The sequence below is a fragment of the Aestuariibaculum lutulentum genome, from assembly GCF_032926325.1.
Lineage (GTDB): Bacteria > Bacteroidota > Bacteroidia > Flavobacteriales > Flavobacteriaceae > Aestuariibaculum > Aestuariibaculum lutulentum.
In genome coordinates this window covers 2,726,217-2,742,742 of record NZ_CP136709.1, presented here as the reverse complement: position 1 = coordinate 2,742,742, position 16,526 = coordinate 2,726,217, and the positions used below count along the sequence as shown (strand labels likewise).

At 36.1% G+C, this 16,526-nt stretch carries 15 protein-coding genes; 3 read left to right on the top strand and 12 right to left on the bottom strand.

The window, feature by feature from the left end; all coding sequences use genetic code 11:
• Nucleotides 1-190: 190 nt before the first annotated feature.
• Nucleotides 191-1,036: a UDP-2,3-diacylglucosamine diphosphatase gene (locus R1X58_RS11685; RefSeq protein WP_240572920.1), complete on the top strand. Its 846-nt coding sequence runs from the start codon at nucleotides 191-193 to the stop codon at nucleotides 1,034-1,036.
• Here R1X58_RS11685 and R1X58_RS11680 read toward each other — a convergent pair.
• Complete coding sequence (locus tag R1X58_RS11680) at nucleotides 1,033-3,954, bottom strand: FAD-binding and (Fe-S)-binding domain-containing protein (RefSeq protein WP_240572919.1); 2,922 nt, start codon at nucleotides 3,952-3,954, stop codon at nucleotides 1,033-1,035. The genes R1X58_RS11685 and R1X58_RS11680 overlap by 4 nt on opposite strands.
• A 151-nt stretch (nucleotides 3,955-4,105) precedes the next feature.
• Here R1X58_RS11680 and R1X58_RS11675 point away from each other — a divergent pair, with 151 nt between their 5' ends.
• The gene (locus tag R1X58_RS11675; RefSeq protein ID WP_240572918.1) at nucleotides 4,106-4,594 is read left to right on the top strand and encodes a hypothetical protein; all 489 of its coding nucleotides are present in this window, start codon (nucleotides 4,106-4,108) and stop codon (nucleotides 4,592-4,594) included.
• A 123-nt stretch (nucleotides 4,595-4,717) separates the two neighbouring features.
• Entirely contained in the window at nucleotides 4,718-5,089 is a 372-nt protein-coding gene (locus R1X58_RS11670) for a VOC family protein (RefSeq protein WP_240572917.1), read from the top strand.
• A gap of 1 nt (nucleotide 5,090) precedes the next feature.
• Here the strand turns inward: R1X58_RS11670 and bshA are convergent, their stop codons facing one another.
• The 11 genes from bshA to R1X58_RS11615 all read right to left on the bottom strand — a co-directional run bounded on the left by bshA (nucleotide 5,091) and on the right by R1X58_RS11615 (nucleotide 16,489).
• Nucleotides 5,091-6,227: an N-acetyl-alpha-D-glucosaminyl L-malate synthase BshA gene (gene bshA / locus R1X58_RS11665; protein ID WP_240572916.1), complete on the bottom strand. Its 1,137-nt coding sequence runs from the start codon at nucleotides 6,225-6,227 to the stop codon at nucleotides 5,091-5,093.
• Nucleotides 6,228-6,249: 22 nt separating this feature from the next.
• The gene (locus R1X58_RS11660; RefSeq protein WP_240572915.1) at nucleotides 6,250-9,168 is read right to left on the bottom strand and encodes a glycoside hydrolase family 3 N-terminal domain-containing protein; all 2,919 of its coding nucleotides are present in this window, start codon (nucleotides 9,166-9,168) and stop codon (nucleotides 6,250-6,252) included.
• A gap of 123 nt (nucleotides 9,169-9,291) precedes the next feature.
• Complete coding sequence (locus tag R1X58_RS11655) at nucleotides 9,292-10,740, bottom strand: DUF3570 domain-containing protein (protein WP_240572914.1); 1,449 nt, start codon at nucleotides 10,738-10,740, stop codon at nucleotides 9,292-9,294.
• 12 nt (nucleotides 10,741-10,752) lie between these two features.
• Nucleotides 10,753-10,962, bottom strand: a complete 210-nt coding sequence (locus tag R1X58_RS11650) for a DUF4266 domain-containing protein (RefSeq protein WP_240572913.1) — start codon at nucleotides 10,960-10,962, stop codon at nucleotides 10,753-10,755.
• A 1-nt stretch (nucleotide 10,963) separates the two neighbouring features.
• Complete coding sequence (locus tag R1X58_RS11645) at nucleotides 10,964-11,929, bottom strand: FAD:protein FMN transferase (protein WP_240573077.1); 966 nt, start codon at nucleotides 11,927-11,929, stop codon at nucleotides 10,964-10,966.
• Between the two features lie 16 nt (nucleotides 11,930-11,945).
• Entirely contained in the window at nucleotides 11,946-12,386 is a 441-nt protein-coding gene (locus tag R1X58_RS11640; protein WP_240572912.1) for a thioredoxin family protein, read from the bottom strand.
• Between the two features lie 117 nt (nucleotides 12,387-12,503).
• Nucleotides 12,504-12,989, bottom strand: a complete 486-nt coding sequence (locus R1X58_RS11635) for an ABC transporter ATPase (protein ID WP_240572911.1) — start codon at nucleotides 12,987-12,989, stop codon at nucleotides 12,504-12,506.
• 45 nt (nucleotides 12,990-13,034) lie between these two features.
• On the bottom strand, nucleotides 13,035-13,829 hold the full coding sequence (locus tag R1X58_RS11630) for a (Fe-S)-binding protein (RefSeq protein WP_240572910.1): 795 nt from the start codon (nucleotides 13,827-13,829) through the stop codon (nucleotides 13,035-13,037).
• Between the two features lie 30 nt (nucleotides 13,830-13,859).
• Entirely contained in the window at nucleotides 13,860-14,234 is a 375-nt protein-coding gene (locus tag R1X58_RS11625) for a hypothetical protein (RefSeq protein WP_240572909.1), read from the bottom strand.
• 8 nt (nucleotides 14,235-14,242) lie between these two features.
• Complete coding sequence (locus R1X58_RS11620; RefSeq protein WP_240572908.1) at nucleotides 14,243-15,550, bottom strand: (Fe-S)-binding protein; 1,308 nt, start codon at nucleotides 15,548-15,550, stop codon at nucleotides 14,243-14,245.
• Nucleotides 15,551-15,556: 6 nt separating this feature from the next.
• Nucleotides 15,557-16,489 carry an MlaD family protein gene (locus R1X58_RS11615; protein ID WP_240572907.1) on the bottom strand — a complete coding sequence of 311 codons (933 nt, stop codon included), beginning with the start codon at nucleotides 16,487-16,489 and terminating at the stop codon, nucleotides 15,557-15,559.
• Nucleotides 16,490-16,526 lie beyond the last annotated feature (37 nt).

The following is a 16,526-nucleotide window of genomic DNA, read 5'->3' as shown; positions in this document are numbered from 1 at the left end:
ATAACACAGACTTAACAATAAACTGATATTTAAATAAATACTAGATAATGATTAGATAATATGTGTTCCCGTATTTTACATCAAACTTCCTCGTTAGTAACATTAAAGGCTTTAAAAGACGCCAAAGTTCAATTTCGAGGCAAGCTTCGGAACATTTTAATCTCGATTATCGAGTAAACATTTTAAACACTTGAAGATTAAACGAAAAATAGAAATTGCCGTAATATCAGATGTACATTTGGGCACCTACGGATGCCACGCCAAACAGCTGTTAACCTATTTAAATAGCATTACTCCTAAAACGCTAATTTTAAACGGAGATATTATTGATGTATGGCAATTTAGCAAACGTTACTTTCCGAAATCACATTTAAAAGTTATAAAAAAGATTATGGATATGGCGGCCGATGGTGTCGAGATTATTTACATTACCGGTAATCACGATGAAATGCTTCGTAAATTTAGTGGCACCTCTATTGGTAACATTTCTATTGTTGATAAACTGGTTTTAGACCTAAACGGAAAAAAAGCCTGGTTTTTTCATGGTGATGTGTTTGATGTTTCTATACAAAATGCGAAATGGTTGGCCAAATTAGGCGGCTATGGTTACGACTTATTAACCTTACTTAATCGTGGTGTAAACTGGTATTTAGAAAAACGCGGTAAGGAACGTTACTCGCTATCTAAAAAGGTTAAGAATGGTGTAAAAGGTGCCATAAAATATATTGATGACTACGAAAAAACCATTTCAGATTTAGCTATTGAAAATGGTTATGATTATGTAGTTTGCGGACATATACACCAACCAAAAATGGAATATATTGAAAACAAACACGGCAAAACCATGTACCTAAATTCCGGCGATTGGGTTGAAAATTTTACGGCTTTAGAATACCAGTTTAAACGATGGAAAATCTACAATTACAGCAGCGACAAATTAGCTCCGTTTTATCCTGACGAAGAGTTTGAAGACAAGGAAATTAAAGACTTAATTGCGGCTATTACCATTGTGGAACAGCAAAAAAAGAAATCTTAGATTAACGCTTCACGCAAAATGGTTATTGGATGCTTTGCCTCACGATTTGTTCCATCTTTAATTTGATGTCTGCAACTGGTTCCGTTTGCAGAAATAATTGTCTCCATCGATGCTTTTCTAACCGCTGGAAATAAGGTTTGTTCACCTACGTTCATACTTACTTCGTAATGCTCCTTTTCATAACCAAAACTTCCAGCCATCCCACAACAACCACTCGGAATAATAGTTACTTTGTAGTTTTCAGGCAAGTTAAGTACATCAAAACTTGACAACTGATTTCCAATAGATTTTTGATGACAATGCCCATGAAATTTAATGGTTTTAGATTCTGATGTAAACTGTTCCGACTTAATATTACCAGATTTTATTTCCATCTGAATAAATTCCTCAATTAAAAACACATGTTTGGCAATGGCTTCGGCCGAAGTTTTATCGTCTGCTAACTTTAAATATTCATCTTTAAAACTTAAAATCGCTGAAGGTTCAATACCTATTAATGGTGTTTCAGAAGAAATTAAACCTTTAAAAACAGTTACATTTTCATTCGCCACTTTTTTAGCCTGTTCTAACAATCCTTTTGATAAAAAAGTTCGTCCGGATTCGGCGTGATTAATCACTTTAACCTCATAATTTAAAGCGGTCAACAACTCGAAGGCATCTATTCCGATTGGTGTATCTAAATAATTTAAAAACTCGTCGTTAAACAGATAAACTGTTTTTATAGGCTTATTTATATAAGTTTTATCGTCAAGTTTTTTAAACACTTTTTTAAAACTTTTCTTCGAAATTAAAGGCAATTGACGCTCTTTAGCTATACCAAAAGTATTTTTTAACACAGAAGACGTCCATCCGTTTGAAAACATAAAATTTGTGAACGCAGGTAACACACTTCCAAAACGATTCAACTTATTATTGTAGGCAAACATTTTGGTTCGCCACGATACACCATTAGCTTTTTGATACTGATACAGAAACTCTGCCTTTAAGGTTGCCACATCTACACTGCTTGGGCATTCGCTGGCACAGGCCTTACAGCTTAAACACAAATCGAATACAGTTTTTAACTCGTCGTAATCAAATTTATTTTCCTTCTCTGAATTGGTTAAAAATTCACGTAACGCATTGGCTCTGGCTCTCGTAGTATCTTTTTCATGTCGTGTAGCTCTGTAACTCGGACACATAACGCCACCAAACTCCGGAAGTTTTCTACAATCTCCGGAACCATTACATTTCTCGGTTTCTCTCAGAATACCTTGTGATCCCGAGAAATCCATTAAGGTTTTTATTTCCGGCTCTTTACGGTCGGGTTGATAACGCAAACTTTCATCCATAGGTAAAGCGTCGACAATCTTTCCGGGATTAAATATATTATCAGGATCGAAAGCGTCTTTTATCCGTTTTAATATCTGATAATTGATATCGCCTATCATTAACGGAATAAACTCGGCACGCACGATACCATCACCATGTTCACCACTCATTGAGCCACCATATTTTTTAACTAAATGCGCCACATCGGTTGTGATTTTTCGAAACAACCCAACATCTTCCGATGTCTTTAAATTCAATATGGGACGTAAATGCAACTCCCCCGCTCCGGCATGTGCGTAATAAATAGCTTCCTGATTATAGCCCTTCATTAAAGCCGTAAATTCTGAAATATAATTTGCTAAATCCGGCAAAGCAACCGCGGTATCTTCAATACAAGCCGCCGATTTTTTATCACCCACAATATTTCCTAACAGCCCTAATCCAGCGCTGCGCAAGGTATTGGCCCGATTAATATCTTCGCCAACCAATTTCGGGAAGGCATAACTTAATCCTGATGCTTTAATACTCGCTTCTAATTTTTCAGCTAAAATATCAACCTCAGCCTTTGTGTTAGCACGCACTTCACACATTAAAACCGCTTTTGGATCGCCTTCAATAAACCTGCGATTCTCCTGCTGTGTTCTGTTATTTTTTGTACAATCCAAAATGGTTTTATCCATCATTTCACAGGTGTACAAATTATGCGCCATGGTTAACTCCACGGCATTTAAACAGTTTTCTATACTATCAAAATGCGCCGCCACCATCACACTTTCCATTGGCGGCAATTCGTCTAATTTAAGCGTAATCTGCGTTGAAAAAGCTAATGTTCCTTCACTTCCAGCGAGTAACTGACACATGTTAAAGTTTTCATCAGACTCGCAAAAAATATTCGATTTAATCAATTCATCAATCGCATAACCTGTATTACGTCTGTGAATCTCCGGTTTTGGAAACTTCTCTTTAATTTCCTGCTGTACACCTTTGGAATTTAGAGCACCGTATATACTTCGATAAATATGTCCCTCTAAACTATTCGATTTAGCCTTTTTATGAAAAACTTCAGGAGTTACTTCATGAAACACAGCTTCACTTCCATCACTTAATACACCTTGAATTTCCACAACTTTATCGCGTGTAACTCCATACTGAATAGATGTTGTTCCGGAGGAATTATTTCCAACCATACCGCCTATCATAGCGCGATTAGAAGTTGATGTTACCGGACTAAAAAACAAACCGAATGGCTTTAAATACTTATTAAGTTCATCGCGAATAACACCAGGTTGTACTGTTACGTTTTTAGCCTGTTCATCAAAACTTAAAATTTTGGTAAAATGACGCGACACATCAACGATAATCCCCTTTCCTACACATTGTCCCGCCAACGATGTTCCAGCTGTCCTGGGTATTAAAGATGTATCATGCGTTTTTGCAAATGCAATTAACAACTTTATATCCTCTTTATTTTTTGGATAAGCAACCGCTTCAGGTAACATACGATATACCGATGCATCGGTAGCATAAATCGCTTTTATTAAATCGTCAAAATATAATTCGCCTGATAACTTTTCGCTTAGTGTCTGTAAATGTGTCGTTAAGATCATTTGGAAGGTTTCATTTTCAATAATTCCTAAAAAAGATAAATATAATTACAATTTTCATCATATTTTTACAATTAGTTGTGGAGTACGAAAATTATAATCTTTTTATTAGAAATCTTCGTATATTCATTTAATAAACAAAACTTAAAACTTTATGAAAAAATTATTTTTAGTAACATTTGCAGTATTAGGATTTGTATTTGTCTCGAATGCACAAGACATTTCAAAACACGCTTTAGGTTTAAGACTTGGTGACAGCGATGGTTTCGGAGCTGAAATTTCTTATCAACATGCGTTAGGTACAGCTAACCGTTTAGAAGCTGACTTAGGCTGGAGAAGTGGAAACAACTGGGATGGTTTTAAACTTACAGGTTTATACCAATGGGTATTCCCTTTACAAAACCGTTTTAACTGGTATGTTGGTGCCGGTGGTGGTTTAGGGTCTTATAGCTGGGACGATGATGTACCTGGACACGATGGAGATAACGACACTTTTGTTTTTATCGCTGGTGACTTAGGTATTGAGTACAGTTTTGACATTCCGTTAATGTTATCTTTAGATTTCAGACCTGAATTAGGTTTTGGAGATTACCACGATGATTTAGATTTTGATATCGCTTTAGGTATTAGATACCAATTCTAATCGAAAATATATTATTTTAAAAGCGCCAATTCTGGCGCTTTTTTTTTTGCCCTTATACCTCTTAAATTACATAGTTTAAAACCTTATTCCTATCTTTATAAGGTTAACTATAAATACTTTGCTATGAATTTAGGAGCCTTCTCTGTAAGTTTAAATGTAAAAGATATAAAAGCTTCAAAACACTTTTATGAAACTTTAGGATTTTCTGTTTTTGCAGGAGATATGGATAAAAAGTATCTTATTATGAAAAACGGAAATGCCTTAATCGGTTTATTTGAGGGTATGTTTGAAAACAACATACTAACCTTTAATCCGGGGTGGGATGAAAATGCTAATACCCTTGATACTTTTGATGATGCTAGAACCATACAAAAACACCTTAAATCTTCAGGTATTTTAATAAAAAGTGAAGCCGATGAGACCACAACCGGACCTGCAAACTTTCTGGTCTTAGATCCGGATGGTAATGCTATTTTAATCGACCAACATGTTTAGTTTATAACACTAAACACTTCGCTAAAGTATCTTCGTAAATTTTCTCGTATTGAGGAACAATAGTATGTACATCGAATTGCGCAGCGGTTTTGCGAGCGTTTTCCTTGAAAGTTTTTAATCGTTCTGCATCGCTTAAAATATAAAGTGCATTTTTAGTCATATCAGCTACATCGCCTACATCACTTAAAAACCCTGAAACTCCTTGAATATTTACTTCAGGTATTCCTCCAGTATTACTTGAAATTACAGGAACACCAGAGGCCATAGCTTCTAAAGCCGCCAAACCGAAACTTTCGGTTTGAGATGGTAGTAAGAACAAGTCACTAAACCAAAGAATCTTATCTATCTCGTTACTTTTTCCTAAGAATACCACCTTATTATAAATATCTAATTCAACACAACGTGCTTCTATTTTTTCACGCTCAGGTCCTTCTCCCACTAACATTAATTTAGCTGGCATTTCCTTTTGAATGTTATAAAAGACATCAATAACATCTTCAACACGTTTCACCGGGCGAAGATTACTTATGTGAGTTATAATTTTCTCATCGTCTTTCGCCATGATACTTCTTTGGCAATCCGAGAATAAGACATTGTGCTTATCTAAATCAATAAAGTTTGTTACGACATTAATTTCATTCTTAATATCGAACAAGCGTAAGGTATCATCTTTTAAACTTTGAGAAACTGCCGTTACGGCATCAGACTTATTGATACTAAAGGTTACTGCTGGTTTATAAAACGGATGACTTCCCACCAAAGTAATATCGGTACCATGTAACGTAGTTACGATAGGTACATAGATATTCTCTTCTATAAGCATTTTCTTTGCCATATAAGCCGCATAAGCATGTGGAATAGCATAATGCACATGTAAAATTTCTATACCATGAAGTTTCACCATATCTACCAACTTGCTTGATAAAGCTAACTCGTATGGCTGATAATGAAACAACGGATATTCAGGCACATTCACTTCGTGATAATGCACATTATTGCTCAACAACTCCAACCTAACCGGTTGATTATAGGTTATAAAATGAATTTCATGACCACGTTTAGAAAGCTCTAAACCTAACTCTGTAGCAACAACACCACTACCTCCAAACGTTGGGTAACAAACAATACCTATTTTCATTTTTCTTGTATAACTACTTTAATTAATCTATAATCGCTTTATATATTAAGCTCTGAATATCGGTTCTAATATTTTCTTTTAACAACAGATTGTGATCTGCATTAGGGTAAGTTCTATTTGCCAAAAATACGTAAACTATTTCTTTTTCCGGGTCTGCCCATGCGTAAGTTCCTGTAAACCCCGAATGACCAAAACTAGACAAAGACACACATCCGCAAGTTGGACCATCTCCGCTTAACTGTGGTTTATCGAAACCTACACCTCGTCTGTTATCTTTAGAACTATAATAACTCGTATTAAAACGATCTACTGTTTCTGACATTAAAAATTGTTTCCCTCCATAGTATCCCTTCTGCAAATACATTTGCATAATCTTAGCGACATCGTTAGCATTACTAAAAATTCCAGCATGACCCCCAATACCATTTTGCATGGCTGCCCCCATATCGTGAACATATCCGTGCACCTCTCTGTAGCGGTAATAATTGTCGACCTCGGTAGGCACAATCTTCTTATTACTTATTTTATGATACGGATTGTACAACGTATAATTCGCTCCTAACGGTTCATAAAAATGACTTTGTACTAATTGTTCTAAGGTTCTGTCGTAATAAGTCTCAATAAATTTCTTTAAAATGTAATAAGGAAAGTCGCTATAGCGATATTTTAACTTTGGAAGTAACTCTGATTCTCTGATAATCTTCTGAATAGAATCTGGATAATCGGAACGTAAATACATATTTTTAGCAACCTCAACATCAAATTCCTTGCTGCGTTCCGTTCTGTAATATGTGTCACTTGGGCGTCCGGTTTCAGCATCTAAAGTTTTGTAATAAAACGGTTCCCAAGGTCTTAATCGCGCATAATGAGACAACATTTGCTTTATAGTAACATGTTCCTTATTTGAACCTTTGTATTCCGGAAGTAATTCACCTAATTCTGAATCTAATGAAATAATACCTTCTTCCTCCATTTCCATAACCAAAGGCAATGTTGCTAATATTTTTGTGAGCGAAGCCACGTCGTAAATATCATCCCAGGCCACTTTTTCCTTTCCTTCGTAAGTGTGTTTTCCAAAGTTTTTACTGTAAATTACTTTTCCTTTTCTGGCAACCAACAACTGAATTCCAGGGGTCATTTTTCCATTTATCGCTTTAAAAGCTATAGAATCTATTTTATTTAATTTCTCAGAATCTACACCAACACGCTCAGGAACAGTATAACCTAAACGCTTAATCGCATGTCTGTGAATACCATGCCCCAGAGGAAAAGTTTGTCCTATAGAAACAGGTAGCACTCCCACTGCATCAATTGCTCCAAAAATTAATTGTGCTGATTTTTGCTGAGCAATTTCACTATTCTGATAGCTTACAATTATGCTTTCAATATTGGTAACAGACTTTAAACTTGATAAGGCATAAGGCTTAACAAAAGCATCTAATACCACCGTATGCGATTTAGCAATGCTATCAATCCAGTTTAATTCGTCTTCGGTAAACTCGTAGCTTTTCCAAGGATTCGCATTCGAACGATGAAAGCCAATGATAACGGTATTGTAATCCTGAAGCTTAGCCGTTAATCCATTCAAAGTTGGTGCTTCAATATGATGTACTTTAGTATATTTCTTTAATTCATTAAAAAATGGTGTTCCGTCGTCATCTCCTAAACCAACATAAGCAATGGTCTTGGTTTCCAATTGTTGAAATGGCAACAAATCTCTTTCGTTTTGCACTATGGTAATGGCATTTTCTAAAAGTTCTTCATAAAGGATATCATCTTTAAGTCGGTTTAAATCTTGAACCAAATGCTTAACTTCAATCGGCTTGTATTTGTTCAAACCAACTTTATATTTTGCCTTTAAAATTTTCTTTACTGAATAAGCTAAACGTTCCTCTGAAATTTCACCGGCATAATACGCCTCAGTAATTTTAGCCACGCCAATGCCCACATCTTCCGACATTAACATCACATCGTTTCCTGCTTTGAATGCTGCTAAATCAATATCACCGGTTTCACTAAAATTAGCAGCACCTTTCATTGTTAAAGCATCGGTGAATGTCAGACCTTGAAACTGTAATTTCTCTTTTAAAATATCGGTAACAATATGTTTTGATAACGATGACGGATAGCCTTCTCGAGGTTCTAAACTGGGAACATTTAAATGAGCTACCATCACACTGGACAATCCTTCTTTTATGAGTTTTTTATACGGATACAACTCGATTGAATCGATACGTTTTTCATCAAAACTAACCGTAGGAAGGGTTTTATGAGAATCCTGATCGGTATCGCCATGTCCGGGAAAATGCTTGGCATTGGCCAAAACTCCTGCACTTTGCATCCCTTTCATGAAAGCTAGGGCTTTTTCGGTTACATTATCACGGTCTTCACCAAACGAACGATTTCCTATAATTGGATTTTTAGGATTGGTATTAATATCTACCACCGGTGCAAAGTTAAAATGTACGCCTAATCGTTTGCAGTGCTCTCCTATTTGTCTTCCGGTTTGTTCAACCAATTTATTGTCCTTAATTGCCCCAAGCGTCATATTCCATGGAAAGGCATAGGTCGAATCTAAGCGCATGCTTAATCCCCATTCAGCATCCATACCCACTAACATCGGGACTTTCGATAAGGCTTGCAATTCGTTATCTAATTTAGCTTGGCGCACAGGACCACCCAAAGAATAAATAACACCACCAATCTGATATTCCTTAATCAAATCGACGATTTTATTTTTGGTTGCCTGATCCTGATTAGACATAACCTGAACCATATACAACTGCCCTATTTTTTCTTTTAAGGACATACTATCGTATATACTATCTACCCATCTTTGCTGGGCATGACCATCTGGTGTTAGTAATGGGTTAATCGCATTTTGAGCAAAAATAGTGGCTGTTATGAATAGGGTATTAATTATAAAAAAGATTTGACGCATAAAAGTGGATTAATTTAGATGTTATTACTTGCATTAATATGCCGTAATAATCATGCCAAAATAACACTTTTAGTAGTAAAATCGAAGCTTTTTAATATAGATTTATAAAAGCTTATATACAGACTAATCCATAATAAATTTAAACCCTGCCGAGACAATATTAGCTTTCAATCCCGTATTTCGTTTATAATTATTGTATTTTAAATCGATACTCTTTAAACCAAACTTCCAAATATGTGCTTTTGCAAAAATATCGGTATAGTTTACCCCAAAACCATATTGGTTGGCATTAAACTCCGATAAATCATAATCGGAAGTATAAAACTCGCTCGTTGACAAATTCATTTCATAAGGCGCAAAATAATCGGCAGCTGTTTGTGTATAATATCGATATGATGGATACAAAGTGAATTTACTTGAAATCTTAATCGGCACTTCTACTTCGGCTGTATGCGAGGTAATGCCCCAATCATCTGAATAATATCGGTAATAGGTACGCAACACAAACATCTCATTTAAATAATAATTAAGACGCATGCCTACCGGAATTTTAAATCGGCTATCCGGAAGACGTTCAATATCATCAGCTAACTGAAAGACATCTTTATTCGTTGGAGAAGTATAGTTTGGAATACTTGACGGATTTCCCATATAGAAATTATCGACATCACCGAAATAGACCCGTTGCATCGGGTTTGATAACCAGCCTTTTTGCTGTACCAAATCAAAAAACAATGAGAATTGCATATTTCTACTCAATATTTGAGAAAAACTTACCGAAACCGAATATGAATTTCTTGATTTATCTTCAATAAACGGTGACATAACTGGTTTCCAAGCACCAACTCCATTTTTGTTTATTTCGTTTCCTAGCTGATCATATATAGGTACATTTTGAAAAAAACCATTGTTTAAATTTCCATTAACCTCATAGTAAGAATCTAACTCTGTTGGATATCGTGGTCTCCAGGAATCTAAATACACCTTCCCACTAACGTTTAGGGTTGTATTTTTATCATTAAATAATTTAGTAATGCCACCTCCAAAACCAATAGAAGAATAATCGAACTCTGATGCAAAGGAAGCGTCTACGTTTAAAATAGTATTTCTATCATCCGAACTATGGCTATAATCTACCGTTACACTCCCCCACACATCACTTTGTGAAGCTCCTGACGAGGCCACCCAAGGAGAACCAATAGGCCCATTTGTATTGAAAACATCATCATCTTCAAGATCATCTCCTCCTCCTGCTGAAGCCCCCGAACTACTGTCAAAAGGATTCAAATTACTCGATGACGCTGAAGAATACGCCGAAATACCGGCATCAACAGTTAAAACATCGTCTGCGTTTAAAGGCACACTTACCACAATAGTTGGTGTAAAATCGGTTAATTTCTCCGTTCCAATACCACCGGTAACCGAGGCATTGTTTCCATCCTGAGTATAATAACTCGTTAAAAAATCAACTTCGGTCGATTCTAAAACACGCTTTTTATAAACCGCTGTGGAGTCTTGAGCAAAAGCATTTACTGCAAAACAAAATACGGCTATAACTAATATCTTTTTCATCTTCTTATTCCTTTAGTTACAACCACATCCTCCTCCAGACTTTCCCCCGTTAGCACCCGAAGCTGCCTCACGATAGACCTGAAAATTTGTTATAAAACGATCTGACAGCTTTTTTGACAAAACCATATCGGGATCGTTTAAATTCACCTTTTCGTATTCCTTCACCACCGTACACGAGGTAAACGTCACGCCCATAACAACGAGTATTAATAGGAATTTCATATTATTGGGTTTGCTTTAAATTAATATTTTTTGAGGTTATGAGTTTATTATCCTTATCGACAATAATACACTCCACTCCTTTTAGTTGATTCACAAAATCAAGTCCTACATCAACACCCATAACAAAAACCGAAGTCGCCAAGGCATCTGCTAATTCGGCGTTCGCGGTAAAGATACTTACACTCAAAATCCCCGTACTCGGATATCCTGTTCTGGGATCTATAATATGGGTATACAACGTGTTATTGAAGCTTACATACTTTTCATAATTTCCTGAAGTCACCACGGCACTATTATGTACTGGTAACCAGGAAAACACTTTACCTTTATTCAAAGGATTAACAATCGCGACCATCCAGTCTTTACCATCCGGTTGTGTTCCCCAGGCATTCAAATCGCCGGAAGCATTAATAATTCCTGCCGTAACGCCTTTATTCATTAGAAGCGCTTTGGCTTTATCTGCTGCATAACCTTTACCAATGGCTCCAAAGCCAATTTTCATTCCTTTATTTTTTAAAAACACAGAATGATCAGCCTCGTTCAAAATAATATTTTTATACCCTACTTTAGCTACCGATTGTTTTATCGCTTCCGCGGAAGGCATCTCTGTCATGCTCCCATCGAACTTCCAGATTTTATCCATGGATGCATAACTAATATCGAAAGCCCCATTAGTTAAATCTGAAATTTTAAGAGCACGTTTTATAAGTTGAAACAATTCATCATCAACTTCAACCGGTTGAATTCCGGCGTTTTTAATAATTTCTGAAGTTTGAGAATTGGCATCCCATGAAGAAATAAGCTTTTCAATTCTGGAAATCTCATTAACAGCTAAATCTATATAAGTGTCGCCCTCTTGCTGGCTATTCGCTACCACCGAGATATCGAAACGACTTCCCATTAACTTTAGTGTTCTTTGATACACATGCTGCGCATAACAGAATGTATTCATGAAAAACATAAGCATAAAACCGATGCCGATTTTACTTTTCAAAAGACGCTAATTTTTTGTAATACTCAGTTGGAGACATTTTTTCGTAACCTGCATTACCCAAAACTTTTCCTTCTGGGTTTAACACGACTACAAAAGGGAAATACCCTTGCTTATTGTATTTTTCAGCAAGCATGCCATTTTGTTCCGCTATATCTTCGGGTAATTTATTGGCTTTTTTCCTTGGAAAATCGGCCTGCATCATCACAAAATGGTCTTTGGCTAATTCCTGAAATTCTGCGGTACTCCAGATTTCCTTATCCAGTTTAATACAAGGTGTACACCAATCGGAGCCCTGAAAAACCAATATAATATTGTGATGTGATTGAGATGCTTCTTGTTTGGCCTTATCAAAATTAGTAAACCAATCTTGAGCAAAACCACTAAAACCAAATGCTATAAAAAAAACACTTGCTATAAATACTTTTTTCATTAGTATGTTATTTGAGAGAAGATGAAATTACAGTTTACATCTCTAATAAACTGTAACCTAAGTTACATTTATAAACGCTACTAAAAGCAATATATTACAGCAAGTGTTAATTTAGAATTATTTTAAAAAACGGCTATGCCAGCTTTCGCTTGCAGGCACTTCCCAGTTTTCATTAAAATCGGCAATATTTGCTACCAGATTATTGAAAACTATGGTATTTTTAGACACCGCTTTATCTTTAGCCATCTGTTTAAAATCGGTAAGCGATTTATAAGCAATATATTCACCTTGCTTATAGGACACGTTCATCTTATCCATCAAATCGACTTTATAATCTTGTTCTAACTCCTGAATAAAACGAACCGATGCATCAATTGAGCAGCCAGTCGCTTTATTTAAATTCTGATTTAAACCTATAATGATAAAGCGTTTGTATTTTATAAGATAGCCGGCATTTAAATCACTGCCATGAGCAGTCCAGTTCTCTAAGAATACATTTAATTTTTCTTCTATTTCTGAAACCTCCTCGTCGGTAAACGAACGATTAGCCTGATATATCCAAACTCGGGATTCTTCTGGTAATGTATTAAAATCTACTAGCATTTTTTTCTTTTTAAGACGCTTAGCCTGCGCTCAGCTTACATATTTTTATTCTCCTTGTGCATTGGCAATTAATTCTGCCACATCTAATACCGATATCTCGGCTTCTTTTTCCTTTACTTTAACACCGTCGGTCATCATAGTATTACAATACGGACAACCGGTAGCAATAATATTAGGGTTGGTTTCAAGAGCATCTTCAGTTCTTAAAACGTTAATATCTTTATCGCCTTTTTCAGGTTCTTTAAACATTTGTGCTCCTCCTGCTCCACAACATAATGCCGTTTTACGGTGGCGTTTCATTTCTACCAATTCTACACCTAAAGTTTGTAGCAGGGCTCTTGGCGCTTCATACACATCATTAGCACGACCTAAGTAGCAAGGATCGTGAAATGTGATGCGCTTACCTTTAAAGGTGTTTTCGCGTTCAACCTTTAAGCGCCCTAAAGTTATAAGTTCATTTATAAATTGGGTATGATGCAACACTTCATAAGTTCCACCTAACTGAGGATATTCATTTTTTAAAGTATTATATGAATGCGGACACGCTGTTACAATGCGCTTAACTTCGTAGGCATTTAAAATTTCGATGTTGGTCACTGCCTGCATTTGGAATAAAAACTCATTTCCGGCCCGCTTAGCCACATCTCCTGTACAACTTTCCTCGGTTCCTAATACTGCAAAATCAACATTGGCTTTATTAAGAATTTTAACGAATGCTCTGGTTATTTTTTTAGCCCTATCGTCATAACTCCCAGCTGAACCTACCCAAAATAAAATTTCAGGTTGTCTACCTTCCGCCATACATTCTGCCATGGTTGGCACCTTAAGTACTTCGCTCATTAGTTATTCTTTTTAATAAAGATTATGTCTTTAGTTTTGTTGTTCGTTTATCGTTAAAACAGAATCCTGCATCATATTATCTTCTCGTAATCTTGCAAAATCTCTTTTTGCAATTCTTATGTAAAGCGCGTGACGAAAAACACCCGTTGGCATTCTGAATTTCTTATCGTTTCTAACGAAGTAAGTTCGCCTAAGCGCCTCGTTGCCTATTTGTTCCTTTTGAAATTCTGTGCAATAATCACAAAATACCTTTTTCACTCTTATATCCTGAGCCCAATAATTCTGATATTCGACCTCTGTATATACCTTAATTTGTAAAGAATCCTTCTGATATCCAACCTGTGCAGAAACGTTTTTCAATGAAAACATAAAAACAAACGTTAATATGGCGGTTGAATATTTCATGTGTTCATCTATTCGTCTTTCCAATTTAAACGGTCCATTTGGCTATATGGCCATGGTGCACCATTATTTTCTATATTGGTCATCATGTTGTTTAACTCGGTTGGTGCAGCACTTTGCTCCATTACTAAATAACGACGCATTTCTAAAATTATTGACAACGGATCGATGCTTACCGGACAGGCTTCAACACAGGCATTACATGTTGTACACGCCCACAATTCTTCGGTTGAAATATAATCACCTAATAATTGCTTGCCGTCATCTTTAAATTCACCATTATTGGTATCAATATTTTTTCCTACTTCCTCTAAACGGTCGCGGGTATCCATCATGATTTTGCGTGGCGATAATTTCTTTCCTGTTAGGTTTGCGGGACACTCGCTTGTACATCGACCACACTCGGTACAGGTATAGGCATTTAATAACTGTACCCAACTTAAATCCTGAACATCACTGGCTCCGAATTTCTCCGGCATCGCCGCTTCAGCTCCTTCTGCAGGTGCTGCAAACGGATCGACATTCGGATCCATCATCATTTTCACTTCATTGGTAACAGATTCCAAATTATTCAATTGCCCTTTTGGCGCTAACTTACCGTAATACGTATTTGGGAACGCCAGAAGAATATGTAAATGCTTTGAAAAGTATAAGTAGTTTAGGAAAACTAAAATCCCAACAATGTGAAGCCACCAAGCACCACGTTCTATAACATGAAGCGCGCCTTCGGATAATCCGCCAAACCAAGGAGCTATAAACTGACTGATGACATTTCCTGAGTTCATAGCCTGAAAATGCACATCGGTAGCATTCATAACCAAAAACAAGGTCATTAATACCATTTCGAAATACAAAATGAAATTACCATCGTTTTTAGGCCAACTGGTCATTTCGGCTTTCCAGAAACGTTTCAGTTTAATAATATTTCTACGAATCCAGAATACCGTTACCGATATGAATACTAATAATGCTAAAACCTCAAAAGCACCGATTAAAAATCCGTAAGTGGCTCCGATTCCTGAAAATATACGATGCGTTCCAAATAACCCATCAATGATAATCTCTAAAACTTCAATATTGATGATAATGAAGCCCAAATACACAATAATATGCAAAATACCCGCTACCGGCCTGCGTACCATTTTACTTTGCCCCAAGGCAATCATGGCCATGTTTTTAAAACGTTCAGACTTACTATCGCTTACGTCGACATCGCGTCCTAATTTTATATTACGTATTAGCTTCTTTACATTTTTAGCAAAATAGCCAATACCCGCAGCTAATATGATAGCAAAAAGTACATTTGGCAAGTATTCCATTGGTAATTAGTTAGTTTCTTCGTTGGTATACGGAATTTCCTTTTTCGATAAAATTCTGAAATAACGTTTTGGGTGTAGTTTAATATCTCTAAGCAACTCTTCCATTTCTTTGGTTGCTCCTTCTATGTTATTGTATAAACCTTCGTCTTTCAGCAATTTTCCAAGCGTTCCTTCCCCCTGATCTACAGAAGCCAATACACTTTGAAGACTCTCTAAAGTTTTATTTAACGACGCTATGGTTGCCCCCATATCAGCCTCTTTCAAATCGGCCATCATCACAGATAAATCTTCACTAGACGATTTAAAATTACTTAAAGTAGCTTCGATGGTTTGTTTATTATCTACTAAATACCCATTAATATGTAACGAGGTTGCTTCGAAAGCTTTTAAAGTTTCATTCAGCTGTGCAACGGTATGTCTTAAACCTTGTTCAGACTGGTCGTTAACCACCTTATTCAAACTAACAATTAAAGAATCGGCAGATTCCAATGCTGAATTCAAATCCATACTCAAACCAGAAAAGTTTTTCGACAAACTGGTTACCAGTCCCATTTCAACTTCAGACTTTAATTTATCACCTGGTTTTGCCTGCTCGCCTTCTTCGCTAACTAAAATAGCTAATCCGTTGCCGCCCATTAAGCCAGTTTCATACATTCGAATTGTTGAATTCTTTGAAAATCTTAAATTCGGGTTAACAGTAAAAGCTATATGGGTTTTTCCGGTTTCGTAATCGTAAGAGATATCCTGAACTTTCCCAACAGTATTTCCTTTCACCGTTACTATTGAAGATTTGGTTAATGCGTTATAATCGAAATCTGTATAATAAAGATCTTCTGCTTCCAGTAAATTTCGTCCTTTTAGGTAGTTGTAACCAAAAACAAAAAGAACAATTCCTAATACTACTAATAAGCCTGTTTTAACTTCTCTTGATATTTTCAAAGTATATGATTTAGTTGCACAAATTTAAAATAAATTT